The sequence below is a fragment of the Listeria kieliensis genome, from assembly GCF_003369925.1.
GTDB lineage: Bacteria > Bacillota > Bacilli > Lactobacillales > Listeriaceae > Listeria > Listeria kieliensis_A.
In genome coordinates, this window is record NZ_LARY01000001.1 from 224,384 (window position 1) to 248,438 (window position 24,055).

Sequence of the window (24,055 nt, forward strand, 5' to 3'; positions counted from 1 at the left end):
GAGAATGATGAAGAAGGGCGGAACCTGCGTAGGGAACTCTTGAATGGACAGGTTTTATTCGGGTTAAGTACATATTTTAGATTTGCTCACATAATAAATGTCTGATTTACCTGACATAAGAGACAAGAACTTTAGGTTCAGATAAGCTTGTTTTCTTTTGTCAGGTTTTTTCAAACAAAAAACAGTAATGAGGGAAGAAAGAGAGGCGTAGCAGAACAGCATGTATTCAGATTTTGCCGATTTTATTCGCGAAAACCAAGCCGAACTTTTAGAGGCTTGGGTCAGAGAAATGAAAAAGCAGGAAGATCCTAAAATTGCAAGCGTTGCAACTGACGAAATGTATGAAGAAACAACACGAGAATTCATAGATCTATTGGTAAGCAAATTAGACGGGACAGAAAACCAAGCCGAATTTCATGGGAAACTGAAAGACTTCGCTGAAAAAATAGTGCTACTTGGTTGGCCGATCCACTTCATTACGGCAAGTATTCATAATTTTGCCTTGCTTACTTATAAAGGCATGCGTGGAAAAGAACTTTTCTTTAAACGCGAAGACAATCCAGAAGATGATGCTTACTATCGCTTTGAAAAGTGGCTCGCTTCGATCTATAACAAAATTGTAACTGCTTATGCAGAAACTTGGGAAAAAACGGTATCGCAACAAAGACAAGCTTTGCAAGAATTATCGGCACCACTTTTGCCGATTTTTGATAACATTTCTGTCATGCCGCTTGTAGGTACAATAGATACAGATCGCGCCAGACAAATTATGGAGAGTTTACTTGTTGGTGTTGTGAAGCACCGTTCAGAAGTGGTGCTAATTGATATTACGGGTGTTCCCATTGTAGATACGATGGTCGCCCATCATATTATTCAAGCAGCAGAAGCTGTCCGTTTAGTCGGCTCTAAACCTATGCTTGTTGGGATCAGGCCAGAAATTGCTCAAACGATTGTCAACCTCGGGATTAACTTAGAGCAATTGATTACGACAAATACCCTGCAGAAGGGGATGGAGCGAGCGCTTGCTTTAACAAATAGAGAAATAGCACAAAAAGAGGGGTGAAACTATGGGGATTCCAATTTTAAAGTTAGGTGAATGCCTACTCATTTCAATTCAAAGTGAGCTTGATGATCATACTGCAGTTGAATTTCAGGAAGATCTTCTTGCGAAAATTCATGAAACATCGGCACGCGGTGTTGTGATTGACATTACCTCAATTGATTTTATCGACTCTTTTATTGCAAAGATTCTGGGTGATGTAGTCAGTATGTCAAAACTTATGGGAGCGCGTGTAGTTGTCACGGGGATACAACCTGCTGTTGCAATTACGCTGGTTGAGCTCGGGATTACTTTTGAAGGAGTTCTTTCGGCTATGGACTTAGAAAGTGGCTTAGAAAAATTAAAACAGGAATTGGGGGAATGAAAATGACATTCCAATCCTGTGTAAAAATAACGGATGAATGGGACATCGTCTCTGCTAGACAATTAGGGCGGAACATTTCCAAAGAAATTGGGTTTGGTACGGTAGACCAAGCACGGATTACAACGGCAATTAGCGAACTAGCCCGAAATATTTTCTTGTATGCTAAAACGGGAGAGATTTGCATCTTGAAAATTAATGAAGCAGGAAGACTTGGTTTAAAGATAGTTGCTAAAGATAAGGGCCCAGGGATTTTAGATATTCGAAAAGTAATGCAAGACGGTTACACGACATCAGGTGGACTTGGAGCAGGCCTTCCAGGTGTTAAAAGACTAATGGATAGCTTTGATATCGAATCTAAAACAAGCGGGGAAGAAAAGGGAACGATTATTACAGCGATGAAATGGATACGGTAATAATGGGAGGCTTTAAGGGATGAACGAGCAATTTGAGGCGAAATACGATGAAATTTTAATGGATTACTTAAAACATCAAGATGAAGCCATTTTGTACGATTGTGAGAAGCTAACAAAAGAAGCAATGGATCAAAATATTCCGCCTGAAGAAATTATTAATATTCATCGTTCTGCCCTTGAAAAATACGACAAGAACATGCCTGATTATGTCAAAAAATCATTTGATGTTTTGTTAGAAACAATGGTTGGTTATGGACTTGCTTATTTAGAACATATCAGTTTACGAACTGAACAACGTGCTTTAAAAAGTGAAATTGAACAAGCGGAATCAATGCAAAAAACACTTCTTCAAGCTGATTTGCCGACCGGAACAGAGCTTGACTTTGGTGTTGTAAGTAAAGCGGCTAGACAAATGAGTGGCGATTATTACGCGTTTTTGGACTTAGATGGTAAAAAAGAAAATATCGGCATCGCCCTTTCAGATGTCATCGGAAAGGGAATCCCAGCAGCTTTTAGCATTTCGATGATTAAATATGCACTTCCAGGAATTGCTGAAGAACATGCTGATCCAAGTTATGTGCTCAAGATGCTCAATAAAGTGGCGGAAGAAAACATTAATGATAATATGTTTATTACGATGTTTTATGGAGTTTACCAAAAAGCGTTACATCGATTTGAATATGCTTCTGCTGGACACGAGGTAGGTGTTTTCTATGAAGCAAAAACGAATCGCTTTTCCGATTTATATGCACGTGGCTTACCACTTGGTATTAACAAAGAAGTCGAGTACAGAAAGTTTGAAAAAGCAGTCGCACCTGAAGATGTGATTTTTATCATGTCAGATGGCGTGACAGAAACAAGAACCGATTCGGGCTTTTTAGAACGACCAGAATTACTGGCTATTTTTGAAAAATATATGAAGCTAGAAGCGCAAGAAATGGCTGATGCAATTTATGAATACCTTCTCAAACTACAAGACTTTAAGCTTCATGATGATTTTACTTTAATTGTAATTAAGCGAAAAAAAGAGGTTTGAGCATTGCTGAGAGCGGGTAATGCCACTCGTATAACCAATTTTAATGAGGTGACAAAAAATGAAGATCAATATCGAAATTCTAGATAAAAGCGATAAACAAGCTGAAGCTTTTATCTCAGGAGAAATAGATGCCTACACAGCACCCAAACTGAAAGAAGCACTTGACGGCTATCAAAATAAAGAGAATTTTACACTCAAAGTTGATTTATCTGATGTTGGTTATATGGACAGCACGGGTTTAGGCGTTTTTGTTGGTCTCTTTAAGAATTTACGAACAAAAAATAGTGAACTCGTTCTTATGGGGCTTTCCGAGCGACTGTATCGTTTGTTTGAAATTACTGGGCTATCAGAAATCATTGAAATCAAAAATATAGAAGGTGAAACAAATGGCAACATATGATAAGATCGAGCTAAATGTACCGGCCAAGCCTGAATTTGTAAGTCTTGGGAGGCTAACCCTCTCTGGAATTGCTAGCCAAGCAGGTTTTTCATATGAAGTGATTGAAGACCTGAAAATTGCAGTCAGCGAGGCCATTACGAATTCTATTCGCCATGGATTCAAGGAAAAACCAGATGGGGAAGTGAAAATCGAGTTCCATATATATTCAGATAAATTAGATGTAATTGTAAGCGATAAAGGAAAAAGCTTTGACCTTGAAACTAAAAGAAAAGAAGGCGGTCCTTATGAAGCTGATGAAGATGCGAATTTAATGCGAATTGGTGGTCTGGGACTTTTCTTGATTGAAACTTTAATGGATGATGTGAAATTTTATTCGGAAGACGGGGTCTCCGTGTTAATGACTAAATATATTAATGAAAAGCAGGTGGAGGAGAATGCAGAAAGTGTCTCAACCTGATAAGGAAAAAGTTTATGAGTGGATCGAAGCGTTTCAGAAGACAGGGGATGAAGAAGCCCAATATCAACTTGTCGTTCATTATAAAAATTTAGTCGAATCCATTGCACGAAAATATTCACAAGGAAAATCTTTCCATGAAGATCTCGTTCAAGTAGGAAATATCGGACTTCTTGGTGCGATCAGGCGATATAATCCTGAATTTGGTAAGAGCTTTGAAGCTTTCGCTGTGCCAACAATTGTTGGTGAAATAAAACGCTTTTTGCGTGATAAAACTTGGAGCGTTCATGTACCGAGGCGAATTAAAGAGCTTGGCCCTAAAATCAAAAACGCAGTTGAAGAATTAACACGAGAAATGCAAGATTCTCCGCAAATTTCGGATATAGCTGCTTACATTGGCGCTTCAGAAGAAGAAGTACTTGAAGCTATGGAGATGGGGAAAAGTTATCAAGCGCTTTCTGTTGATCACTCCATTGAAGCAGATTCGGATGGGAGTACGATTACACTTCTTGATGTTGTCGGAAATGATGATGACGGGTTCGAGCAGGTGAATCAGCGTATGTTGCTTGAAAAGGTATTGCCTATTTTGGACAGTCGCGAACAAAAAATTCTCCAATATACATTTATTGAAAACCGTAGCCAAAAAGAAACAGGTGAACTGCTTGATATTTCACAGATGCATGTTTCGAGAATTCAACGACAAGCTATTAAAAAGTTGCGTGCAGCCTTGCAAAATGAGGAAGTGGACTAACTATGTCGAGCATTATCAAAACACATGTTGAATTGTTTGCATTCCAGCGATCCAAAGCTTTGCAGCAGTACTCAGGCGATATGTATTTTTTCACTGAATTACCTGACAATGAATTTTTATGTGTTTTAGCAGATGGCCTTGGAAGCGGAATTGAAGCACATCAATCGGCCAAAGCAGTGATTGATGCTGTGAAAAGCGATCCGTCTGAAGAACTTGATTTGCTGATGGAAAAGTGTAATCAAGCAGTTTCTGGGCTTAGAGGAGCTGCTGTTGCTATGATTCGGGTTAATTTTGCTAAACAGACACTTACATACACTGGTACCGGAAATATTCGCTTTTATTTTATGGAAGTGACAGGGAAAATGAGCTTTCCACTTTCAACGATGGGTTTCTTGTCAGGACGGAAGCAACTTTTTAAACTCAAGCAATTCCGATATCAGCCGGGCAGTAAGTTTCTGATTCATTCGGATGGGCTCAAGCTTCGAAAAGTTCGGTCTTACTTAGATAGCTCACTGAATGCTTTGCATACGGGGCATCGTATTGAGCGTCAAATTGCAAGCGTGCCCGAAGATGATGTGAGTTTTGTTGTTGGAAAATTTTTAGATTGATTCGAAACTGCCACGGATAAGTGGCAGTTTTTTGCTTCACGAATAGTACTGTAATAGAAATGAGGAGAGAAATCGAAATGGAACAAAGAGTGATGCCTTTTATTTATAAAAAGTTAACACATAAAAAATCACAGATTGATGCAGTTATCAAATTACTTGAAGATGGGAATACGGTGCCTTTTATTGCGCGTTACCGGAAAGAAAATACGGGCAGTTTAGATGAAGTGGCGATCCGTGAAATTGAGGAGACATATGACTATGTGTTGAAACTGGAAACACGGAAAGAAGAAGTTTTACGGCTGATTGAAGAGCAAGGGAAGCTGACGGATGAGTTGCGGGAACAAATCATAAAGGCGGATCAACAACAAAAGCTAGAAGACTTATACCGGCCGTATAAGCAAAAGAAAAGAACTAAAGCGACGATTGCAAAAGAGCAAGGTCTTGAGCCGCTTGCCCAATTTTTATGGACTTTTTCGGATGCGAGTGTGGAAGAAGAAGCAAAAGGCTATTTGTCTGAAGAAGTAGTCGATACGAAAGCAGCGCTACTTGGGGCACATGAAATTATTGCGGAAGAAATTAGCGATCAGCCGGAATACCGGGAATGGATTCGGAACTTTACACGGAAATTTGGGATGATTCATACGGAGAAAAAGAAAAATGCTGTGGATGAAAAAGCGGTTTATGAAATGTATTATGAGTATCAGGAAATGATTCAAAAAACGGCGCCATATCGTGTGCTCGCTTTTAATCGCGGGGAAAAAGAAGACGTGCTTCGCGTTTCGATTGAAATTGATGCGACTAAAATTCATGCTTACTTGGAAGAACATAATTTACCTAAGAAAGAAAATGAATCGGTTGTGCTTGTGCGGGAAGCGATTTGGGATGCTTATAAGCGTTTTATTGCGCCAGCTGTGGAACGTGAAATTCGTTCGGAACTGACAGAAACAGCAGAAGATCATGCTATTGAAATTTTTTCGCTGAACTTACGAAAATTGCTACTTCAACCGCCGCTTAAAGGGAAGGTGATTCTTGGCGTCGACCCGGCTTTTCGGACCGGCTGCAAACTCGCGGTTCTTGACCCTACCGGAAAAGTTCTAGAAATTGGCGTGATTTACCCACACACTGGAAAAGGGCGTGTACCAGAGGCGAAAGCTAAAGTGACGGAGCTTTTGAAGCGCTACGGTGTCGAAGTGATCGCAATTGGGAACGGTACGGCTTCGCGTGAGACGGAACAATTTATTGCGGATTTGCTACATGAAACGGGGAGCGACGCGCTTTATACGATTGTTAATGAAGCGGGAGCGAGTGTTTATTCGGCGAGTGAAATTGCTCGTGAAGAGTTTCCTGATTATCAAGTGGAAGAGCGGAGTGCGGTTTCGATTGGAAGACGTCTCCAAGATCCGCTGGCAGAACTTGTGAAAATTGATCCTAAATCGGTTGGTGTCGGCCAGTATCAACATGATGTTTCTCAGAAAAAACTGAGCGGCGCGTTAACCTTTGTTGTAGAAACGGCTGTTAACCAAGTAGGCGTGAATGTGAACACGGCTTCAGCGGCGCTTTTACAATATGTGGCCGGTTTAAATAAAACGGTAGCCGGAAATATTCGTAAATATCGTGAAGAAAATGGTCCTTTCACCGCTCGAACAGAACTCAAAAAAGTGCCGCGTCTTGGTGCAAAATCTTACGAGCAAAGTATTGGTTTCATGCGAATTCTTGAAGGAAAGAACCCGCTCGATAAAACCGCGATTCACCCAGAGAGCTATAAAGCGGCAGAACAGTTGATCAAGAAACTCGGGTTTACACTTGATGCGATTGGGACGGCTGAGCTAAAAGCTAAACTACAGCAAGCGAATGCTCTCGAAGTGGGGCAAGAGCTTGAAATCGGAAAGGAAACCCTGCAGGATATTATTCAGGATTTGATTGCGCCAGGGCGTGACTTGCGTGATGAATTGCCGCAACCAATGCTCAAGCAAGATGTCATCAAGATGGAAGACTTGAAACCTGGGATGCAGCTTGAAGGAACCGTTCGAAATGTGGTCGATTTTGGAGCTTTCGTGGATATTGGCGTTAAACAAGACGGGCTCGTCCACATTTCAAAACTGAGCAAATCGTTTGTGAAGCGGCCAATGGATGTTGTTTCTGTTGGCGATATCGTAACCGTTTGGGTGGAGGAAGTGGATTTGAAGAAAAATCGGATTGCCCTTTCGATGGTTGCGCCAAAGGATGCGTTATAAAATGGAAAATGCGGAACTGCAAGCTTTGATGGAAAGCGTTTCGCAAGAAAATTTCGGGAAGCCTTTCCGCCATCAAGTACGATTTAATGCACGCCTGCGCACAACAGGTGGGCGTTATCTACTTCGTTCGCATGACATTGAAATGAATCCAAGCTACCTCAGCGCGTTTGGCGAGACAGAATTCATCCAAATTATGAAACACGAGCTCTGCCATTATCATCTCCATTTGGAAAACCGGGGATATAAGCATCGCGATGCGGATTTTCGAAATTTACTACGTCAAGTGGATGCGCCGCGGTTTTGCAAGCCCATTGAGCGGGAAACGAAATGGCATGAATATTCATGTGTGCAATGCGAAACTAAGTTTATGCGGCAACGTAAAATGAATGAAAGTCGCTATCGTTGTGGGAAATGCGGCGGAAAGCTTGCTTACTTGGGCAGGAAAGTGGTTATGCAAGGGAGCTTCAATGAAAAGTAAAATTTGGCAAGAAGAAGGTTGTTTTTGCGAGCTTTTTAGCTCAAAGGGACAGCACTTTTTCTTGCTTTTTTAATTATTCATTATTATAATGAGAGTAGATTTATTCCACAGTAGCTCAGTGGTAGAGCAATCGGCTGTTAACCGATCGGTCGTAGGTTCGAGTCCTACCTGTGGAGTTTTTATTGTGGAGAAATACTCAAGTGGCTGAAGAGGCGCCCCTGCTAAGGGTGTAGGTCGTTCGCGCGGCGCGAGGGTTCAAATCCCTCTTTCTCCGCCATTAATCATGTAAAACCAAGCTTTGCCTGTCTCGAGGTAAAGCTTTTTAGTTGCGCCACTAAAAGATAAGTTTTACGTTGCGGTGCCGCCGATTTACTGATACACTTAAGAAAGTCTAATAAACTAGGAATGAAAAAGAAGGTGAACATAGATGGTTAAACCGGTAGTAGCGATTGTAGGCCGTCCAAATGTCGGCAAATCTACTATTTTTAACCGGATCGTCGGAGAGCGTGTTTCGATCGTTGAAGATGTTCCGGGAGTGACAAGAGACCGAATTTATAATACGGCTGAATGGCTTGGAAAAGAGTTCAATATTATTGATACGGGAGGGATCGACCTTTCGAATGAACCGTTTTTAGAACAAATACGTGCCCAAGCAGAAATTGCGATTGACGAGGCAGATGTCATTATTTTTATCACAAATGGTCGCGAAGGCGTGACGGATGCGGATGAGCAAGTGGCAAAAATTTTATATCGCTCGAAAAAACCTGTTGTTTTGGCAGTGAATAAAGTCGATAATCCTGAAATGCGCGATCAAGTATATGATTTTTATTCGCTTGGTTTTGGGGAGCCTTATCCGATTTCGGGATCGCATGGGCTTGGCCTTGGGGATTTGCTAGATGAGGTACGGAAGCACTTTCCGAGTGAAGAAGAAACGGAATATGACGATGATGTGATCAAGTTTTCCTTGATTGGTCGCCCGAACGTTGGAAAATCGTCGCTTGTTAATGCACTTCTTGGGGAAGACCGCGTGATCGTGTCTGATATTGCTGGAACAACGCGGGATGCGATTGATACGAGCTATAGCTTTGACGGGCAAGAATATGTGATGATCGATACAGCAGGAATGCGGAAAAAGGGCAAAGTCTATGAAACTACTGAAAAATACAGTGTACTACGGGCCATGCGGGCAATTGAACGCTCAGATGTTGTTTTAGTCGTTTTAAATGCCGAAGAAGGGATTCGCGAACAAGATAAACGAATCGCGGGTTATGCGCACGATGCCGGTCGAGCGATCATTATTGTTGTAAATAAATGGGATGCAATTGAAAAAGACGAGAAAACAATGAAGGCTTTTACAGAAGACATCAGAGAGCAGTTCCAGTTTTTGGATTATGCACCGATTGTTTTTGTGTCTGCTAAAACAAAGCAACGATTAACGAACATTTTCCCACTGATTAACCAAGTAAGCGAAAATCACTCACTTCGAGTGCAATCTAGCATGCTGAATGATGTTATTAGTGATGCGGTTGCTATGAATCCAGCTCCGATGGACAAGGGTAAGCGACTAAAAATCTTCTATACGACACAAGTAGCGGTGAAGCCGCCTGCATTTGTTGTTTTTGTGAATGAACCTGAACTAATGCACTTTTCGTATGAACGCTTTTTGGAAAATCGAATTCGTGAGGCATTTCCGTTTGAAGGAACTCCAATTCGTGTAATACCACGTAAACGCAAGTAAGCTTTTAGGAGGATGATTTTCGTGACGAAACAAAAAGTAGCCGTTTTGGGAGCTGGAAGCTGGGGAACAGCGCTTGGAATGGCTTTAAGTGATAACGGGCATGATGCGGTGCTTTGGGGAAATCGTGAAGAGATTGTAAATGAAATCAACCAAGAACATCACAATTCACACTATTTAAAAGAAATTCAATTGCCAAATGGACTTAGTGCAACGCTTTCGCTTACAGAAGCACTAGCTGGTGCGGATTTAGTCGTATTAGCTGTTCCGACAAGCGCCATGCGTGAAGTGGCACGTGAAGTGGACGCGATTCTTTCTGAGCCACAAATCATTGTACATGTCAGTAAAGGAATTGAGCCTGAAACTAATCTACGCATGTCTGAAGTGATCGCTGAAGAGATTTCCCCAGAGAAACGGAAGGGGATCGTCGTTCTTTCTGGCCCAAGTCACGCGGAAGAAGTGGCTGAAAGACATCCAACCACACTTTGTGCAAGCTGTGAAAATGATGAACTTGCGGGTATTGTCCAAGATGTGTTTATCAATAACAACTTGCGAATCTATACGAATCGAGATGTTGTTGGGGCGGAAATCGGAGGAGCTTTGAAAAATATTATTGCGCTTGGCGCTGGGATTTCTGATGGTCTTGGGTACGGAGACAATGCGAAAGCAGCACTCATGACCCGAGGAATGGCTGAAATCACGCGTCTTGGTGTTGCTGTTGGTGCCGATCCACAAACGTTTTATGGGCTTACAGGGATTGGTGATCTTATTGTCACTTGTACAAGTGTCCATTCTCGCAACTGGAGAGCTGGGAATAAGCTTGGACAAGGTGAGAAACTAGATAAGGTCCTCGCTGACATGGGAATGGTTGTTGAAGGCGTTCGGACGGCTAAAGCTGTGTTTGGTTGGGCTAAAGAGCTCAAGATCGATATGCCGATTTCAAAAGCTATCTATGAAGTCCTATTTTCGGATAAGGATCCTGCTGAAGCTGTGGATTCACTAATGGGACGGAAGAAAAAAGAAGAAAAAGAATCTTTCTAACTTAAAACCTTTCAAGGCTTACGAGCCGTGAAAGGTTTTTTTATGGATGAAGATTTGTCAAAGTTGTGTCAAAGAGGCTAAGAAAGGTGTATTTTTATCATTCAATTTTGATTCGTTTATGAAAAAAATTATAGGATTATGCTAAAATGAAAAAGAATGAAGGAGGCTGTTAAACATGAATGTAACACGAGAGGATAATCACTATCTGATTTCTTGGGAAGTGGACGAAGCGCCTACTGGAACCGTGCTTTATGGGAGCTTTCACCCTAGGAAAGATGAAACGGCAAACGAGCTAGCAGTCATTCAAAATGGAGAAAACTCCTTTCAAGCGATGATTGAGCCCGAGAAGCGGATGTATTTTATACTTGAAAAGCCGAATGGGGAAATAAAAATAGCAGCTGAACGAGTGCTAGATGTGCCAGATGTATTTAATTTTCGCGATTTAGGCGGATATGTAAACCGTGCTGGGAAAAGTGTGAAGTGGGGAAAACTCTATCGCTCTGGTAGCCTTGCTAAACTTACAAAAGCGGGTGAAGATCAGTTGAAGGAGCTTGGAATCCACTGGATTTGCGATCTGCGCAGCACGGCAGAAGTGAAAACTGCACCAACACCGGCTATTTCGGGCATTTTAAATAAAAATATTCCTATCGGCGCAGCCAAAAACGAACTAAGTGAAGAAACCAAACTGGAGATTCCTGCTGATGAGACGGTTTATGAGCCGCTTATGGGAGATAGTTATAAGGTTTTTGTTCACTCTACAAGTGATTATTTTACTATTTTTAATGCATTACTCAAGCCGCAAGGAACTCCTTTTTTATTTCACTGTACAGCTGGAAAAGATCGGACGGGAATTCTTGCTGCGCTTTTGCTCCATTTGTTAGATATTCCGGAAGAAATGATCTTTCAGGATTACGCGATCACCAATCACTTTACGGAGCAAATCCTCGAAGAAGTGGGGGCGCTTGCAAATTCATTTTCGGGGCAAGAGAAACAAATGGCGCTTGAAACTTTCAGACCGATGGCAGAAGCACGTCCAAGTTATTTGACGATTGCTTTTGATGAGATGAAGCGAACTTCTGGTTCCATCGATCTTTTTTTGGAAAATGAAGTAGGAATTACAAGGGAAATGAAACAAAATTTACAAGCACAATTGTTAGAATAAAGTAGGCGCAGAAACCTATAGTTTTCAGGTAATGAACTCATTTTTGGTGCATTTTTTATGAAAAAAGAACCATTTTTTCGCGAAAAGGTGGTTTTGCTTGCTATTCGAGGACTTCCCAGTTAGTATATTGGGTAACAGGTTGGTACTATCACGTTTAGGCGTTTATTTTTAAGCGAGTTAATGTGAAGATTTGGTGTCAATTTGGGGTTAAACCTTGCAGTATCAATGATTATGTGATAATCTTTTATCAGAAATACTGTAAAAGCTTGTTTTAGAGCCGTTTTGGTCTTAATGGAACAGAAAATTTCTTGCAGATGAAGATAATTTGGAAAAGATATAAAAACCAAATAATAATTAAGACCTGATTATTTTGGATTATCCTTTGAGGGAGGTGAAATAAACAATGGCAAACAAAACTGATTTAGTAAATAGCGTAGCTGAAAAAGCGGAACTTTCTAAGAAAGATGCTGCTAAAGCTGTAGAAGCTGTTTTTGAAACTGTTCAAGAAAAACTTTCTAAAGGCGAAAAAGTTCAACTAATTGGTTTCGGTAACTTTGAAGTTCGTGAACGTGCTGCTCGTAAAGGTCGCAACCCACGTACGAAAGAAGAAATCGATATCCCAGCTAGCAAAGTGCCAGCATTCAAACCTGGTAAAGCGCTTAAAGATGCTGTGAAATAATTACATACAACTTTAAGCCAACTAGCTGCTCGCTTGCACGTTTGTGCAAGCGGGTTTTTTTGTTGGCTAATTTCGACTTGGATGGGAACAAATTTGGTGAAGAGAAATTTTCAGTTTTTTCACTAAAAATACATAAAAGAATTGTAAAACGCATTCATTTAAGTTATTGTTAATATAAGGGGTAAGGCTTGTTTTTGAAAGTGGGTGGCAAACATGACAGATCAATTTTCAGAAGATGAAATCGTTTACGGGGATTCTTGGGGGCTTGTGCACCGCGGTGTTTTAGAAGATCGCGAAATAGAAAGAATGAAAGCGCTGCGAGACAAAGTGTACGGTAAAAACGGTGTTGCTGTGACTACCATGAAACCTATCGGACGTGTTGAAATAGAAGGAGAAATTTATGAAGCACGACTTGAAAACGGATACTTGGATGTACGTACGCCGGTAACGGTTATTGGAATTGATTTTGGTTATTTGTTAGTAAAAGAATTAAAAATGGAGGCGAAGTAAATGTTTTCAGGATCGTTTATTGTTATTGCTGTAGTTGTTATACTCTTTCTTATTGTATTCTTTTCACTTGTCCCAATCGGACTGTGGATTAGTGCTATTTCCGCTCGAGTACCTGTTGGAATCGGGACGTTAATTGGGATGCGCTTACGTCGCGTAGTTCCTTCACGCGTTGTAAAACCACTCATTAAAGCAGTTAAAGCTGGACTTGAACTGGAAGTGAATCAACTAGAAAGCCACTATCTAGCTGGTGGGGATGTTGATAATACGGTTGACGCGCTAATTGCTGCGCACCGAGCAAATATTGAGCTTGATTTTAGTCGTGCTGCTGCGATCGACCTTGCAGGACGTGACGTGCTAGAAGCTGTTCAAACTTCGGTTACGCCAAAAGTCATTCGGACACCAGAATTTACTGGGGTGGCTCAAAATGGGGTAGAAGTAAAAGTTATTACGCAAATTACGGTTCAATCCAATATCGAACGCATCGTCGGTGGTGCTGGGGAAGATACAGTTATCGCCCGTGTTGGGGAAGCCGTTGTTTCGACAGTTGGGGAAACACGTGAACACACAGATGTTCTTGAAAACCCAAACAGCATTTCTAAAAAAGTCCAAGAACAAGGGCTTGGAGATGGAACAGCTTATACTATTCTTTCGATTGATATTGCAGAGATGCGCATTGGTGATAATATCAAAGCAAAACTAGATATCGAAAAAGCGAATGCGGATATGGAAGTGGCTCAAGCAGCAGCTTCGAAACGTAAAGCAGAAGCGATTGCGCTTGAACAAGAAAACCGTGCCGCAGTTGTCGCAGCAGAAGCAGAAGTACCTCGTGCGATTGCAACGGCTTTTGAAAACGGTACGCTTGGTGTGATGGATTATTATAAGATGGAAAACGTGCAATCAGATACACATATGCGTGATTCTATTGCTGGAGACAATAAGCCAGAATTTCATGAGTAAGAAAGAAGGTGTCTCACATGCCATTTAATTTAGAAGATTTTTTTGATAATATTTCGGGGTTTATTCCCGTTTTGATTATTATCGGCGGTGCTATTTTGTCTCTGTTCTCTAAACAAGAAAAGAAAAAAACCGGTACGAACAACAAACAAGCGCCCAAGAAAAACCCGGTGGAGTCTCTCCAAACTCGTATGGAGAAGTGGAGACAACCTGTTTCTTCTGGAACCTTCAAAGCGGGAGAGGCAAAATCTAAACAAACTGCTCAAAAAGTTGTGCAAGCCGATACGCCAAAGGCTCGAGATGTTTATCGTGAAGAAGCAGAGCGACGCCAGAAAGTGTCTAAAACTCCAGTTGTTGTCAGTGAGCCAAAGCCAAAGAAACGAGCGAAGAATGCTCTAAATGGGCTTGATTTGAAGCGAGCGATGGTGATGAAAGAGGTTTTGGACAAACCGGTGGCTTTACGCAAGAAGTAACGCTTGCATGGTGAGGACCATTTATAGTATAGTTATATTGTAAATTCATACAAACTGACCCGCTTAAGGGGAGTAGCAGAAATAGCTGTGTCGTCAATACGAGAGCATTCTCCGGCGCAGTTAGCAATTTGAAAATTGTTTGCAAGACCTTACGTTTCTTTCGTGAGGTCTTTTTGTATCAAGTTAAAGGAGGAAAACAGTGAAAAAATTTATTTCAATCTTACTTGCTGCTGGATTAGTATTTAGTCCGCTTGGGGGAACTGTTTCAAACATGGTATTGCCGACTAAATATGAACAAGTGAAAGAAGCAGATGCGAGAGGTTATCGCGCACCTATGCGTTCATTTAAATCCAATAACAATGGTATCAATCGTTCTAATGTTAACCGTTCGCAAATGAATAAAAACATGATGGGTAGAGGAAAAAATAGTTTCTTTAACGGTCGTGGCTTAATGGGCGGTTTAATGCTTGGGGGACTTGCTGGATTACTTTTTGGCGGACTGCTTAGCAATATGGGTGTTTTTGGTAACATTTTTGGTTTGATCATTAATTTACTGGCGATCTTCCTAGTGATTCGTTTGATCATGTTCTTTTTCCAAAGAAGAAAAAATCACGGAACAGAACCAGCTGCACAAAGTACAGGCCGTGATTCGTTTAATACGGCACGACACGAAACTATCCAAGCTGGGACAGAAACGACAACGCGTGAACAAATCCTCGATGAAGGGAATATTTCCAATGCGGTGATTGCGTTCTTTACGAATGAAAAAGGCTTATCACTTGATGATGTTCAAGTTGTTTTAACATACGATGATAAAATTGGCTTTGGAGCAGATGTTATCCAAAATGACCAAGTTATCCAATCACTTGATCACTTTTCGCTCATTCAAGCGATTCGTTACTGGGCAGAACATTTTGCGCATATGGATCCAAATATGGGCTTAACGCTAGAGTACTCGGAACAAGACGGGATTTATGCAGTGGTAACAGAATAATAATTTCGAAAGGAATGACTGACGGATGCATTTAGCGAAGCAAGGAGACACGATTGAGCTTTTTCATGAGGATGGAAACTGGAAACTCAAAAAAGAAACTGGCTTTTCACCCATTCAAATGACTGTGGCGGCAGCGGCTGCTTGCAGTGGTTACGTCTACGCTAAGATTTTGAAGAAAAAGCGAATTCCATATGAGAAATTGGAAATAGAAGTGGACTATACGCAAAATTTGGATGCAGCCGTACATGTAATCCAGTCGATCGATATTCATTTCGAGCTAGCAATAGCAGCTGAGCATCAAGAGCAAGCTGAGAAAAGCTTGAAGCTCGTCAAAAAAGGTTGCCCCGTTGTGCAAAGTTTAAATCCAGAGATTCAAATCACGGAACATGTAAAGTTTGTTTCGAATTAATTCTAAAGAAGGTGCGTAGCATAAATCTACGCATCTTCTTTTTATCCTCCAGAAATTTTTAAATATTCATTAGAATTATGCCATAACATCTAAATCAAAAGTCCTTTTTTGAATGAAAGCGCATACAATAAAACTAGTTCAAAAGTTTTTTATTTAGCCGAAAAGTATGAAATTCGACTTAAATAATATAAAAACTTTTACAGCGTTTTCAAAATACGTATAATGAAGGTAGAGCATGATGATTATATGTTTTTCAATATGAAGGGGGTAGTTTTAGATGTTGTTTGAGAAAATGGAGAAATATGATTATGAGCAAGTAGTTTTTTGCCATGATGAGGCTTCTGGACTAAAGGCGATCATTGCGATTCATGATACGACGCTTGGTCCTGCGCTTGGGGGATGCCGAATGTGGCCATATGCAACAGAAGAAGAAGCCCTGGAAGATGTTTTACGGTTAGCGCGTGGCATGACTTATAAAAACTCAGCTGCGGGACTCAACTTAGGGGGAGGAAAAACAGTCATCATCGGGGATCCGAAAAAAGATAAAAGCGAAGCCCTATTCCGCGCTCTTGGAAGATATGTGGAAAGCTTAAATGGGCGTTATATTATTGCAGAAGATGTCGGCACGACCGTTCAAGATATGGATTACATGCACGAAGAAACAAAACACGTTACAGGTGTTTCAGAAAGCTTTGGCTCATCAGGGAATCCAAGCCCGCTCACAGCACGTGGTATCTATGCGTCGATGAAGCGGACTGCCAAAGAAGTTTTTGGAAGCGATTCCTTGGCAGGAAAAAAAGTGGCCGTTCAAGGCGTTGGAAACGTAGCGTTTGCCTTATGCGAAATGTTATTTGAAGAAGGTGCGAAACTTACCGTTACAGATATTAACCAAGAAGCGGTGGATCGGGCGGTAGAGAAATTTCAGGCAACCGCTGTAAAGCCGGATGAGATTTATCAAGTAGATGCCGATATTTTTGCTCCATGTGCGCTTGGTGGCATTTTAAATGATGATACAATTCCACAGCTCAAAGTGAAAGCCGTTTGTGGGAGCGCCAATAACCAGTTATTAGATATTAAACGGCACGGGGAAATGCTTCACGAACGTGGGATTTTATATGCACCTGATTATATCGTCAATGCAGGGGGAGTCATTAACGTAGCCGATGAGTTAAATACTTATAACGCAGAACGTGCCAAACAAAAAATTGATGAAATTTATGGGCAAATCGGCAAAGTGTATGAAATTTCAGCACGCGAGGGAATTATCCCTGCGGAAGCAGCCGATCATATGGCCGAAGAGCGCATTGCAACTATGAAACAAGTCCACAGTACTTTCTTTGCTCGTTCGTAAGATTTATAAAAGGGAAAATGAGAGTCCGAATTCGGGCTCTCGTTTTTGTATTGACGGGAAGCAAAAACTAAAGATGGTTAAGAAAAACCTAAATATTTCTAAAGAGTATTGAGTAGAGCTAATAAGCTGTGCTAAAGTAAAGAAGAAATACGCTTAACAACATGAAAACAGCCACGAAAGGAAGCGTGAACGAGTGACAACGAATCAGAAAATATTACTTCAACTTTTATTCTTTCTAAGTATTGCAAGCTGTATTGCCATTTACTTCGCCGAACAAACAGGACAATATAGCACCAATTTTCTCTTCCAGCAAATCTTGTTTCTTGCTATATCAAGTGTTGTATGTTTTGTTCTGTCTAAATGGCCTCTTCAGTCCATTCGAAAATGGCTATGGCTCATTTATCCGATTTTTATTCTCCTTTTGATCGGCTTGCAGTTTACAACCGAAACAAACGGAGCCCGCCGCTGGTACAAATTACTCGGTTTCTCCTTCCAACCCACTGAAATTCTCAAAAGCTTCTTTATTTTGGCGCTTGCCGCCGTAGCCGTACGATACGAGAAAAAACCAGCCAAGCAGATTCTTGCGCTTACACTTACAGCTGTCCCCATTTTATTTTTGATTTTTCGCGAACCCGACCTAGGAAGTACAATTGTATATTTTGTGACGTTTTTCGCCATTTTACTCATCGCAAATGCCTCCAGAAAATGGATTTTCACTTTACTCCTGAGTGCCTTTACCGTTTTTAGTGCTATTTTCTATGTCGTTTTTTATCACCTAGAATGGCTCCGCGTAGTTGGACTTGAACCCTATCAATTTGCACGCATCCTAAGCTGGATCGACCCATCAAGTGATCCGAGTGCTTCCTATCAAGTCAACCTTTCTTTAGTCGCGGTGGGTTCAGGCGGAATGAGCGGCCGATCTGGCCAAATTTATATCCCAGAAAGCCACACCGATATGATTTTTAGCACGATTGCCAACCAATTCGGATTTATTGGCGCGAGCCTTTTGTTATTTTTATTCTTGCTGTTTATCCAAGTCTTAATCCGGTTCGCACTTGATGCCAAAACACGCTTTTCAGTGTACATCTACACCGGTTTTGCCGTTTACTTTGCCTTCAACATCTTCGAAAATATCGCGATGACGATCGGGCTGATGCCTCTTACTGGAATCCCACTTCCCTTCATTAGTTATGGAGGTTCTTCCGTGCTTGGAAACTTCATCGCAATTGGCATCCTGCTCGCGGTTAGCCGATATGAAAAAGAATACGCGCAAAGTCTTTCTTCCAATTAGACAATCCAATCGGATGTGTTAAAATGAAGGAGAGAGTTCAAGAAGGGGATTTTGCACGTATGGCGAATTATATTAATAAAGAAAAACGAGCAATTGATTTTGATCCATTTGAACTACCAGTTATTGCTTTGCCAGAAGTGATCGCGGTTTCATTCGAGCCAAAAACAGAGCGAGCATTACTCATCCGAATTGCGGATCAAGGAAAAGACTTTGCGAAGCTAAAGCATCTTGAATCGTATCAAGACATTCTTGAAATTCATTTTAATGATATCAACGAAGCCGATGACTACTGGGGACTCAGTCAAAAAGAAAAAGAAGAAATGAAGCTGTTCAATGAAAGGCATGCCGAAATTATCTATGACTTTATTGATCGCAACCCAGATCATGGTCAAATTGTGGTTCATTGCAATGCTGGAATTAGCCGCAGTAGCGCCGTTGCGATGGGTATTGCGGAGCACTATCATGACAAAGATACCCTGCAAAAGTTAAGGGAAATTAAACGTTATTTACCCAATCCGCGGGTTCTTGCTATCATGCGTGGTGAAAAATATTTGCCAGAAGATTAATAAAAGCAACCTCCAAATTCACTTTGGGGGTTTTTTCTTTCTTTTTTTGTAAAAAAAACCACTGTTTTTAGACAAATCTCACATATCTGAGTTTGCGTGCTATTAAGATTGTTCTTTTAAAAAGGATTTTGGATTTTTGATGTTATAATGACGTGGGGGAAAATCGTCCAAAGTATTTCACAAGTTAAAATAAGAGGCAATGACTGCTCTTGAAATGAGGAATGAATTTATGACAAATGAAGTTAAAAAAATGGGGTTATTCAGCCTAATCTTAATGATTTTCACTTCCGTGTTCGGCTTTGCTAATGGACCGGTGGGCTTTTATTTGATGGGCTACAGTGCAATCCCATGGTATATCGCAGCCGCTGTGTTGTTTTTTATACCATTTGCGCTTATGATGGCCGAATATGGTTCCGCTTATCGTAAAGAACAAGGGGGAATCTATTCGTGGATGAATGACAGTGTCGGACCTCGCTATGCGTTTATCGTCACTTTCATGTGGTTCACTTCGTATATTATTTGGATGGTCGGAATTGCATCAAAAGTATGGATTCCGTTTTCGACTTTCCTATTTGGAACAGATAAAACGCAGGAATGGACGATCCTGTCGCTTACTCCAACACAAACCATTGGCATTTTGGGTGTCCTCTGGATGATTGTTGTGACTTTCTTTGCATCAAAAGGTCTTCGCCAAATCACTAAAGTTACAACGATTGGCGGCTTTGCCGTTATGGGGCTCAATGTCGTGTTAATTCTTGTCAGTGCAATCATTCTTGTTTTAAATGGTGGAGCTTTCCAGCAAAACATTGACGGCGTAAAAGATTTTCTTGTTTCGCCAAATCCAAACTACCTGAGTCCGATTTCCATTTTGAGTTTCTGTGTGTTTGCGATTTTTGCATATGGCGGAACAGAAGCTGTGGCGGGACTTGTTGACCAAACGAAAAATCCGAAAAAAACTTTTCCGAAAGGAATCATGATTGCTGCTGTCGTTATTTCTGTCGGTTATGCGATCGGGATTTTAATGTGGGGCGTAAGTACAAACTGGATGAAAGTCCTTGCCGGAGAAACGACGAACCTTGGAAACATCACGTATGTGTTGATGTACAACTTAGGACTTGAACTCGGGAATGCCTTTCATGCTTCAGCTGAAACGGCACAAACTGTGGCTTCTATTTTTGCGCGAATCACTGGACTTTCCATGTTCCTTGCTTATACAGGTGCATTTTTCACACTGATCTATTCGCCGCTAAAATCCATTATTCAAGGAACACCGAAAGAACTTTGGCCAAAACGAGTGACGAAGATCAACAAGGCAGGAATGCCGGAGTTTGCGATGTGGATTCAGTGCTTCATCGTTGTCGTAATTATCTTGATCGCTTCGTTTGGCGGAAGCAATGCCTCAGCCTTCTACAATAAACTGACGCTGATGGCGAATGTCTCCATGACGCTTCCATATTTGTTCTTGTCGTTCGCTTTTCCATTCTTTAAAAATCGCGAGGGCCTTGAGCGACCTTTCGTGGCTTATAAAACTAAGTGGAGCGCGTACCTAATCACTGCTGTGATCGCAGTCGTGGTCGGTTTTGCGAATGTGTTTACCATTATCCAACCGGTTATCACAACTGGGAATTGGAGTGATACCATTTGGATGATTGCAGGACCCGTTACCTTCTCGATTCTAGCTATTTTAATTTATGAGAATTATGATTTGCGTAAACGTCGCGCGAAATAAAGGAAAAAGCCTCCAAGCCCGCGCTTGGAGGCTTTTTCCTTCTCGTTTATTTGAATTTCTAGTACACTTAAAACATGAGAGGCTTTGATTGGAGGATTTTACAATGAGTAAGCATTACGATTATATTGCAATTGGCGGAGGAAGCGGAGGAATTGCTTCTTCCAACCGAGCTGGGATGCACGGCAAAAAAGTCGCACTTGTTGAACCCGTTCATCTTGGAGGAACTTGTGTGAACGTAGGTTGCGTCCCTAAAAAAGTGATGTGGTACGGGGCAGATATTAAAGAAGGTATGGAAAAGTTAGGACCTGCTTACGGCTTAACTGGGGAAGTCTCATTTGATTTTGGAACCCTTGTTTCAAACCGTGAGAAATATATTGATCGCTTGCATGGACTTTATCAACAAGGTCTAGATAGCAATCATGTAGACGTTCTTCGTGGCTATGCGCGCTTTATAGATGCTAAAACCATTGAAGTAAATGGCGAGCGCTACACGGCAGATCACATTTTGATAGCGACAGGCGGAAAACCCGCTATTCCAGCTATCAAAGGAGCTGAATACGGTATCGATTCAAATGGCTTTTTTGCAATGAAAGAACTGCCAAAACGTGTGGCTGTTGTTGGAGCTGGCTATATTGCAGTGGAACTGGCTGGAATTTTAAATGCCTTTGGAACGGAGACGCATCTTTTCGTCAGAAAACATGCACCGCTTCGTTCGTTTGATCCAATGATTTCAGAAACACTCGTTGAACTTATGGAAAAAAATGGACCAACACTTCATACACATGCTGTTCCAAAAGAAATTGTGAAAAATGAAGATGGTAGTTTGATGCTTGAACTGGAAGACGGACGGACACAAACAGTTGATAAAGTCATTTGGGCGATCGGGCGAAAACCTGTGACAGATACGATGGCGATTGAAAATGCTGGAGTTAAACTTACTGAATCGGGATTCATCGAAGTGGATAAATACCAAAACACAAATGTTCCAGGTATCTATGCGATTGGTGACGTAACTGGCCATGTGGAATTAACTCCGGTTGCGATTGCAGCTGGAAGAAGGCTTTCTGAGCGACTCTTTAACGGTAAACTTGATGAGCATCTCGATTATGACTTAATTCCAACGGTCGTATTCAGCCATCCGCCTATTGGTACGATTGGACTTACTGAACCAGAAGCGATTCAGAAATATGGAGAAAAAGACATCAAAGTTTATCAATCTTCGTTTACTTCGATGTATACGGTAATTACAGAACACCGCGAACCATCCCGAATGAAGTTGATTTGTGAAGGGAAAAATGAACGCATCGTCGGCTTGCACGGAATTGGAACAGGCATGGATGAACTCTTACAAGGCTTTGCCGTTGCGATCAAGATGGGGGCAACAAAAGCCGACTTTGATAATACGGTTGCAATCCATCCGACAAGCGCAGAAGAATTTGTAACAATGCGTTAAATAGTGTTGAAAAGAAAATTGAAGGAGGGATATCATGCCAGAGAAATTAGCTCTTTATTTTGTGAGACATGGTCAAACGTATTTAAATAAAAATTTGAGGATGCAAGGCTGGGCAGATACACCATTAACCCCAGAAGGCGCTGAAAAGGTGCGGGAAAGCGGGCGTGGTCTTTCAGATACAGAATTCGTTGCTGCCTATAGCAGTGATTTACACCGAACGATTTCTACGGCGGAAATTTTGCTCCATGAAAATAAACACGCTTTCGGGCTGCAGCTTGAACCACGCAAAGAATTTCGTGAAACCTTTTTTGGTTCTTTTGAGGGGGAAAAAAGTGATGTCGCTTGGAACGAAATTGCTCGGGCGAATGGCTACGCCTCCCAAGAAGATTTTATGGCACATGAAGATGTACGGGGCATGATGAACGCAACCAAGAAAGCTGATCCAACAGGAGACGCGGAAGATTTTATGACTTTTTGGACGCGAGTTGAACAAGGCTTTTTACATGTTATCAATCGACATCGTGATACGGGTGGCAATATTTTGATTGTTGCGCACGGCAATACGATCCGAAATATTGTTCATGAGCTTGAGCCTTCCATCACGGAAAGCTTTGTTCTCGACAATGCAAGTGTAACAGTATTGGTTTATGAAAAAGGTTTATTTAAAGTAGAACGTTTAAACGATATTTCGCATTTTGCGGCAGAATAAAAAGTAGGGCAGCTTGCCCTACTTTTTATTTGCTTGATTCAGTTTCTGGCGTAGCATCAGCTGGTGGACTTGAATCGTCACCACTATCATCCTCGCCTAAATGTTTCTTCCCTTCACGGCGAAGCTGAATGAGCTTGACAACGTTGACAATGATGGTTTTTACGACCGCGTAAAGCGGCACGCCAAGTACCATTCCCAGTAAACCCGCTAGGTTTCCTGCCACGAGTAAAATCACGATAATGGTTAGCGGATGAATTTTGAGCGAACGGCCCATGATAAGCGGTTGTAGCACGTTTCCATCTAGTTGTTGTACGATCACGACCACAATAATTACGAGCAAAGCTTGAAGCGGCGAAGTGAAAAGTGCGACTAACACGGCAGGCGCTGCTCCAATAACTGGCCCGAGGTAAGGGATGATATTCGTTGCTCCTGCGATAAATGCGAACAATAGGCCATAAGGTTGCCCGATGATTAAATAGCCGATAAAGGTCAAAATACCAACGACTAAGCAATCAAGAGCTTGCGAACTGATATAAGTCGAAAGTGTTTTGTTCATTTCTTGAATGATTTTTTTAGCATCTGGACGGATAAATTTCGGGAAAAACTTTTCAAGTGAATCCATAAAACGGTGCCCGTCTTTAAACATGTAAAGTAAGATAAACGGCACTGTGACAAGTACCATCACAAAGCTTGTAATAAAGCTTGCAACAGCCCCAATTCCCGTTGAAACACCGTCTAAGACGATATTCATGATTTTAGGAATGGAAATATTAGCTTTGCTTAGTTCACCTTGGATGTCTAAATTTTTGAATGGCGAATCTTTAATAAGCGCATTGAACCATTTTTCAAAATCTGTCCAGTAGCCAGGCAAAGCTTTTGCAAGTGAAGCAATTTGGTTGGCAAGCACAGGACCAATTTGAATAACTGCAAGTGTGAATAAAATGATAAACACAATAAAAATTAAAATAATGCCAAGGACACGCGGGACTTTTCGTTTTTCAAGAAATTCAACAAGCGGATTAAACATGTAAAACAAAAATCCAGAAACTAAAATTGGCAAGAATAGCGTCGAGATAATCACCCCAATGGGCGAGAATATGTATTTCATTTGTAAGAGTAAAAAGACGATCGCTACAATGGCCAAAATTTCAACGGTCCAAAAGAATAATTTACTCTCGCGAAAACGTGAATTCTTCATTCC

The 24,055-nt window shown here is 41.3% G+C and carries 26 protein-coding genes and 2 tRNA genes; 27 read left to right on the forward strand and 1 reads right to left on the reverse strand.

Annotated elements, in window-relative coordinates:
• Positions 1-220 precede the first annotated feature (220 nt).
• The 27 genes from UR08_RS01140 (at position 221) to UR08_RS01270 (ending at position 22,854) form a co-directional block, all read left to right on the forward strand.
• Positions 221-1,063, forward strand: coding sequence for an RsbT co-antagonist protein RsbRA (locus tag UR08_RS01140; protein ID WP_115751839.1), 843 nt, complete (start codon positions 221-223; stop codon positions 1,061-1,063).
• 4 nt (positions 1,064-1,067) lie between these two features.
• Positions 1,068-1,424, forward strand: coding sequence for an STAS domain-containing protein (locus tag UR08_RS01145; RefSeq protein WP_115751840.1), 357 nt, complete (start codon positions 1,068-1,070; stop codon positions 1,422-1,424).
• A gap of 2 nt (positions 1,425-1,426) precedes the next feature.
• Positions 1,427-1,837: an anti-sigma regulatory factor gene (locus UR08_RS01150; protein WP_115751841.1), complete on the forward strand. Its 411-nt coding sequence runs from the start codon at positions 1,427-1,429 to the stop codon at positions 1,835-1,837.
• A 19-nt stretch (positions 1,838-1,856) separates the two neighbouring features.
• The gene (locus UR08_RS01155; RefSeq protein WP_115751842.1) at positions 1,857-2,873 is read left to right on the forward strand and encodes a PP2C family protein-serine/threonine phosphatase; all 1,017 of its coding nucleotides are present in this window, start codon (positions 1,857-1,859) and stop codon (positions 2,871-2,873) included.
• Positions 2,874-2,931: 58 nt separating this feature from the next.
• The gene (locus UR08_RS01160) at positions 2,932-3,273 is read left to right on the forward strand and encodes an STAS domain-containing protein (RefSeq protein ID WP_115751843.1); all 342 of its coding nucleotides are present in this window, start codon (positions 2,932-2,934) and stop codon (positions 3,271-3,273) included.
• Positions 3,260-3,730 (forward strand): anti-sigma B factor RsbW, encoded by a 471-nt coding sequence (gene rsbW / locus UR08_RS01165; protein ID WP_115751844.1) that lies wholly within the window; start codon positions 3,260-3,262, stop codon positions 3,728-3,730. The genes UR08_RS01160 and rsbW overlap by 14 nt, the downstream gene beginning before the upstream one ends.
• Positions 3,708-4,478 carry an RNA polymerase sigma factor SigB gene (gene sigB, locus UR08_RS01170; protein WP_115751845.1) on the forward strand — a complete coding sequence of 257 codons (771 nt, stop codon included), beginning with the start codon at positions 3,708-3,710 and terminating at the stop codon, positions 4,476-4,478. The genes rsbW and sigB overlap by 23 nt, the downstream gene beginning before the upstream one ends.
• Before the next feature lie 2 nt (positions 4,479-4,480).
• The gene (locus UR08_RS01175) at positions 4,481-5,086 is read left to right on the forward strand and encodes a PP2C family serine/threonine-protein phosphatase (RefSeq protein ID WP_115751846.1); all 606 of its coding nucleotides are present in this window, start codon (positions 4,481-4,483) and stop codon (positions 5,084-5,086) included.
• 59 nt (positions 5,087-5,145) lie between these two features.
• On the forward strand, positions 5,146-7,320 hold the full coding sequence (locus UR08_RS01180) for a Tex family protein (protein WP_276309254.1): 2,175 nt from the start codon (positions 5,146-5,148) through the stop codon (positions 7,318-7,320).
• Between the two features lies 1 nt (position 7,321).
• Positions 7,322-7,798, forward strand: a complete 477-nt coding sequence (locus UR08_RS01185) for a SprT family protein (RefSeq protein ID WP_115751848.1) — start codon at positions 7,322-7,324, stop codon at positions 7,796-7,798.
• 104 nt (positions 7,799-7,902) lie between these two features.
• Positions 7,903-7,974, forward strand: a tRNA-Asn gene (locus UR08_RS01190).
• Positions 7,975-7,984: 10 nt separating this feature from the next.
• Positions 7,985-8,075, forward strand: a tRNA-Ser gene (locus UR08_RS01195).
• Between the two features lie 150 nt (positions 8,076-8,225).
• A complete protein-coding gene (gene der / locus UR08_RS01200; RefSeq protein ID WP_115751849.1) occupies positions 8,226-9,536 on the forward strand; it encodes a ribosome biogenesis GTPase Der in 1,311 nt (436 codons plus the stop codon).
• 21 nt (positions 9,537-9,557) lie between these two features.
• Positions 9,558-10,574 (forward strand): NAD(P)H-dependent glycerol-3-phosphate dehydrogenase, encoded by a 1,017-nt coding sequence (locus tag UR08_RS01205; protein WP_115751850.1) that lies wholly within the window; start codon positions 9,558-9,560, stop codon positions 10,572-10,574.
• Between the two features lie 175 nt (positions 10,575-10,749).
• Entirely contained in the window at positions 10,750-11,736 is a 987-nt protein-coding gene (locus tag UR08_RS01210) for a tyrosine-protein phosphatase (RefSeq protein WP_115751851.1), read from the forward strand.
• Between the two features lie 403 nt (positions 11,737-12,139).
• A complete protein-coding gene (locus UR08_RS01215; protein WP_036072540.1) occupies positions 12,140-12,415 on the forward strand; it encodes an HU family DNA-binding protein in 276 nt (91 codons plus the stop codon).
• A 213-nt stretch (positions 12,416-12,628) separates the two neighbouring features.
• Positions 12,629-12,925, forward strand: coding sequence for an NfeD family protein (locus UR08_RS01220; protein WP_115751852.1), 297 nt, complete (start codon positions 12,629-12,631; stop codon positions 12,923-12,925).
• Entirely contained in the window at positions 12,926-13,882 is a 957-nt protein-coding gene (gene floA / locus UR08_RS01225) for a flotillin-like protein FloA (protein WP_115751853.1), read from the forward strand. It abuts the gene before it with no gap.
• Between the two features lie 17 nt (positions 13,883-13,899).
• Positions 13,900-14,352, forward strand: coding sequence for a hypothetical protein (locus UR08_RS01230; RefSeq protein ID WP_115751854.1), 453 nt, complete (start codon positions 13,900-13,902; stop codon positions 14,350-14,352).
• Positions 14,353-14,551: 199 nt separating this feature from the next.
• Positions 14,552-15,346: a DUF2653 family protein gene (locus UR08_RS01235; protein WP_115751855.1), complete on the forward strand. Its 795-nt coding sequence runs from the start codon at positions 14,552-14,554 to the stop codon at positions 15,344-15,346.
• Positions 15,347-15,371: 25 nt separating this feature from the next.
• The gene (locus UR08_RS01240; RefSeq protein ID WP_115751856.1) at positions 15,372-15,755 is read left to right on the forward strand and encodes an OsmC family protein; all 384 of its coding nucleotides are present in this window, start codon (positions 15,372-15,374) and stop codon (positions 15,753-15,755) included.
• A 277-nt stretch (positions 15,756-16,032) separates the two neighbouring features.
• Entirely contained in the window at positions 16,033-17,106 is a 1,074-nt protein-coding gene (locus tag UR08_RS01245; RefSeq protein WP_115751857.1) for a Glu/Leu/Phe/Val dehydrogenase dimerization domain-containing protein, read from the forward strand.
• A gap of 193 nt (positions 17,107-17,299) precedes the next feature.
• On the forward strand, positions 17,300-18,397 hold the full coding sequence (locus UR08_RS01250) for an FtsW/RodA/SpoVE family cell cycle protein (RefSeq protein WP_115751858.1): 1,098 nt from the start codon (positions 17,300-17,302) through the stop codon (positions 18,395-18,397).
• Between the two features lie 59 nt (positions 18,398-18,456).
• Positions 18,457-18,963, forward strand: a complete 507-nt coding sequence (locus tag UR08_RS01255) for a dual specificity protein phosphatase family protein (protein WP_115751859.1) — start codon at positions 18,457-18,459, stop codon at positions 18,961-18,963.
• Positions 18,964-19,192: 229 nt separating this feature from the next.
• On the forward strand, positions 19,193-20,692 hold the full coding sequence (gene yjeM, locus UR08_RS01260) for a glutamate/gamma-aminobutyrate family transporter YjeM (RefSeq protein WP_115751860.1): 1,500 nt from the start codon (positions 19,193-19,195) through the stop codon (positions 20,690-20,692).
• Positions 20,693-20,795: 103 nt separating this feature from the next.
• A complete protein-coding gene (gorA, locus tag UR08_RS01265; protein WP_115751861.1) occupies positions 20,796-22,145 on the forward strand; it encodes a glutathione-disulfide reductase in 1,350 nt (449 codons plus the stop codon).
• Between the two features lie 34 nt (positions 22,146-22,179).
• Positions 22,180-22,854 carry a histidine phosphatase family protein gene (locus tag UR08_RS01270; RefSeq protein ID WP_115751862.1) on the forward strand — a complete coding sequence of 225 codons (675 nt, stop codon included), beginning with the start codon at positions 22,180-22,182 and terminating at the stop codon, positions 22,852-22,854.
• A 25-nt stretch (positions 22,855-22,879) separates the two neighbouring features.
• Here the strand turns inward: UR08_RS01270 and UR08_RS01275 are convergent, their stop codons facing one another.
• Positions 22,880-24,052 carry an AI-2E family transporter gene (locus UR08_RS01275; protein WP_115751863.1) on the reverse strand — a complete coding sequence of 391 codons (1,173 nt, stop codon included), beginning with the start codon at positions 24,050-24,052 and terminating at the stop codon, positions 22,880-22,882.
• Positions 24,053-24,055: the final 3 nt, after the last annotated feature.

Bases quoted from the DNA above. Each gene is read 5' to 3' on its own strand.
- UR08_RS01180 (WP_276309254.1), top strand. From the start codon at position 5,146: ATGAGGAGAGAAATCGAAATGGAACAAAGAGTGATGCCTTTTATTTAT.
- UR08_RS01140 (WP_115751839.1), top strand. From the start codon at position 221: ATGTATTCAGATTTTGCCGATTTTATTCGCGAAAACCAAGCCGAACTT.
- UR08_RS01150 (WP_115751841.1), top strand. From the start codon at position 1,427: ATGACATTCCAATCCTGTGTAAAAATAACGGATGAATGGGACATCGTC.
- UR08_RS01185 (WP_115751848.1), top strand. From the start codon at position 7,322: ATGGAAAATGCGGAACTGCAAGCTTTGATGGAAAGCGTTTCGCAAGAA.
- floA (WP_115751853.1), top strand. From the start codon at position 12,926: ATGTTTTCAGGATCGTTTATTGTTATTGCTGTAGTTGTTATACTCTTT.
- UR08_RS01145 (WP_115751840.1), top strand. From the start codon at position 1,068: ATGGGGATTCCAATTTTAAAGTTAGGTGAATGCCTACTCATTTCAATT.
- UR08_RS01160 (WP_115751843.1), top strand. From the start codon at position 2,932: ATGAAGATCAATATCGAAATTCTAGATAAAAGCGATAAACAAGCTGAA.
- UR08_RS01255 (WP_115751859.1), top strand. From the start codon at position 18,457: ATGGCGAATTATATTAATAAAGAAAAACGAGCAATTGATTTTGATCCA.
- UR08_RS01220 (WP_115751852.1), top strand. From the start codon at position 12,629: ATGACAGATCAATTTTCAGAAGATGAAATCGTTTACGGGGATTCTTGG.
- UR08_RS01155 (WP_115751842.1), top strand. From the start codon at position 1,857: ATGAACGAGCAATTTGAGGCGAAATACGATGAAATTTTAATGGATTAC.
- UR08_RS01230 (WP_115751854.1), top strand. From the start codon at position 13,900: ATGCCATTTAATTTAGAAGATTTTTTTGATAATATTTCGGGGTTTATT.
- UR08_RS01270 (WP_115751862.1), top strand. From the start codon at position 22,180: ATGCCAGAGAAATTAGCTCTTTATTTTGTGAGACATGGTCAAACGTAT.
- UR08_RS01175 (WP_115751846.1), top strand. From the start codon at position 4,481: ATGTCGAGCATTATCAAAACACATGTTGAATTGTTTGCATTCCAGCGA.
- yjeM (WP_115751860.1), top strand. From the start codon at position 19,193: ATGACAAATGAAGTTAAAAAAATGGGGTTATTCAGCCTAATCTTAATG.
- gorA (WP_115751861.1), top strand. From the start codon at position 20,796: ATGAGTAAGCATTACGATTATATTGCAATTGGCGGAGGAAGCGGAGGA.
- UR08_RS01245 (WP_115751857.1), top strand. From the start codon at position 16,033: ATGTTGTTTGAGAAAATGGAGAAATATGATTATGAGCAAGTAGTTTTT.
- der (WP_115751849.1), top strand. From the start codon at position 8,226: ATGGTTAAACCGGTAGTAGCGATTGTAGGCCGTCCAAATGTCGGCAAA.
- UR08_RS01215 (WP_036072540.1), top strand. From the start codon at position 12,140: ATGGCAAACAAAACTGATTTAGTAAATAGCGTAGCTGAAAAAGCGGAA.
- UR08_RS01240 (WP_115751856.1), top strand. From the start codon at position 15,372: ATGCATTTAGCGAAGCAAGGAGACACGATTGAGCTTTTTCATGAGGAT.
- rsbW (WP_115751844.1), top strand. From the start codon at position 3,260: ATGGCAACATATGATAAGATCGAGCTAAATGTACCGGCCAAGCCTGAA.
- UR08_RS01210 (WP_115751851.1), top strand. From the start codon at position 10,750: ATGAATGTAACACGAGAGGATAATCACTATCTGATTTCTTGGGAAGTG.
- sigB (WP_115751845.1), top strand. From the start codon at position 3,708: ATGCAGAAAGTGTCTCAACCTGATAAGGAAAAAGTTTATGAGTGGATC.
- UR08_RS01275 (WP_115751863.1), bottom strand. From the start codon at position 24,052: ATGAAGAATTCACGTTTTCGCGAGAGTAAATTATTCTTTTGGACCGTT.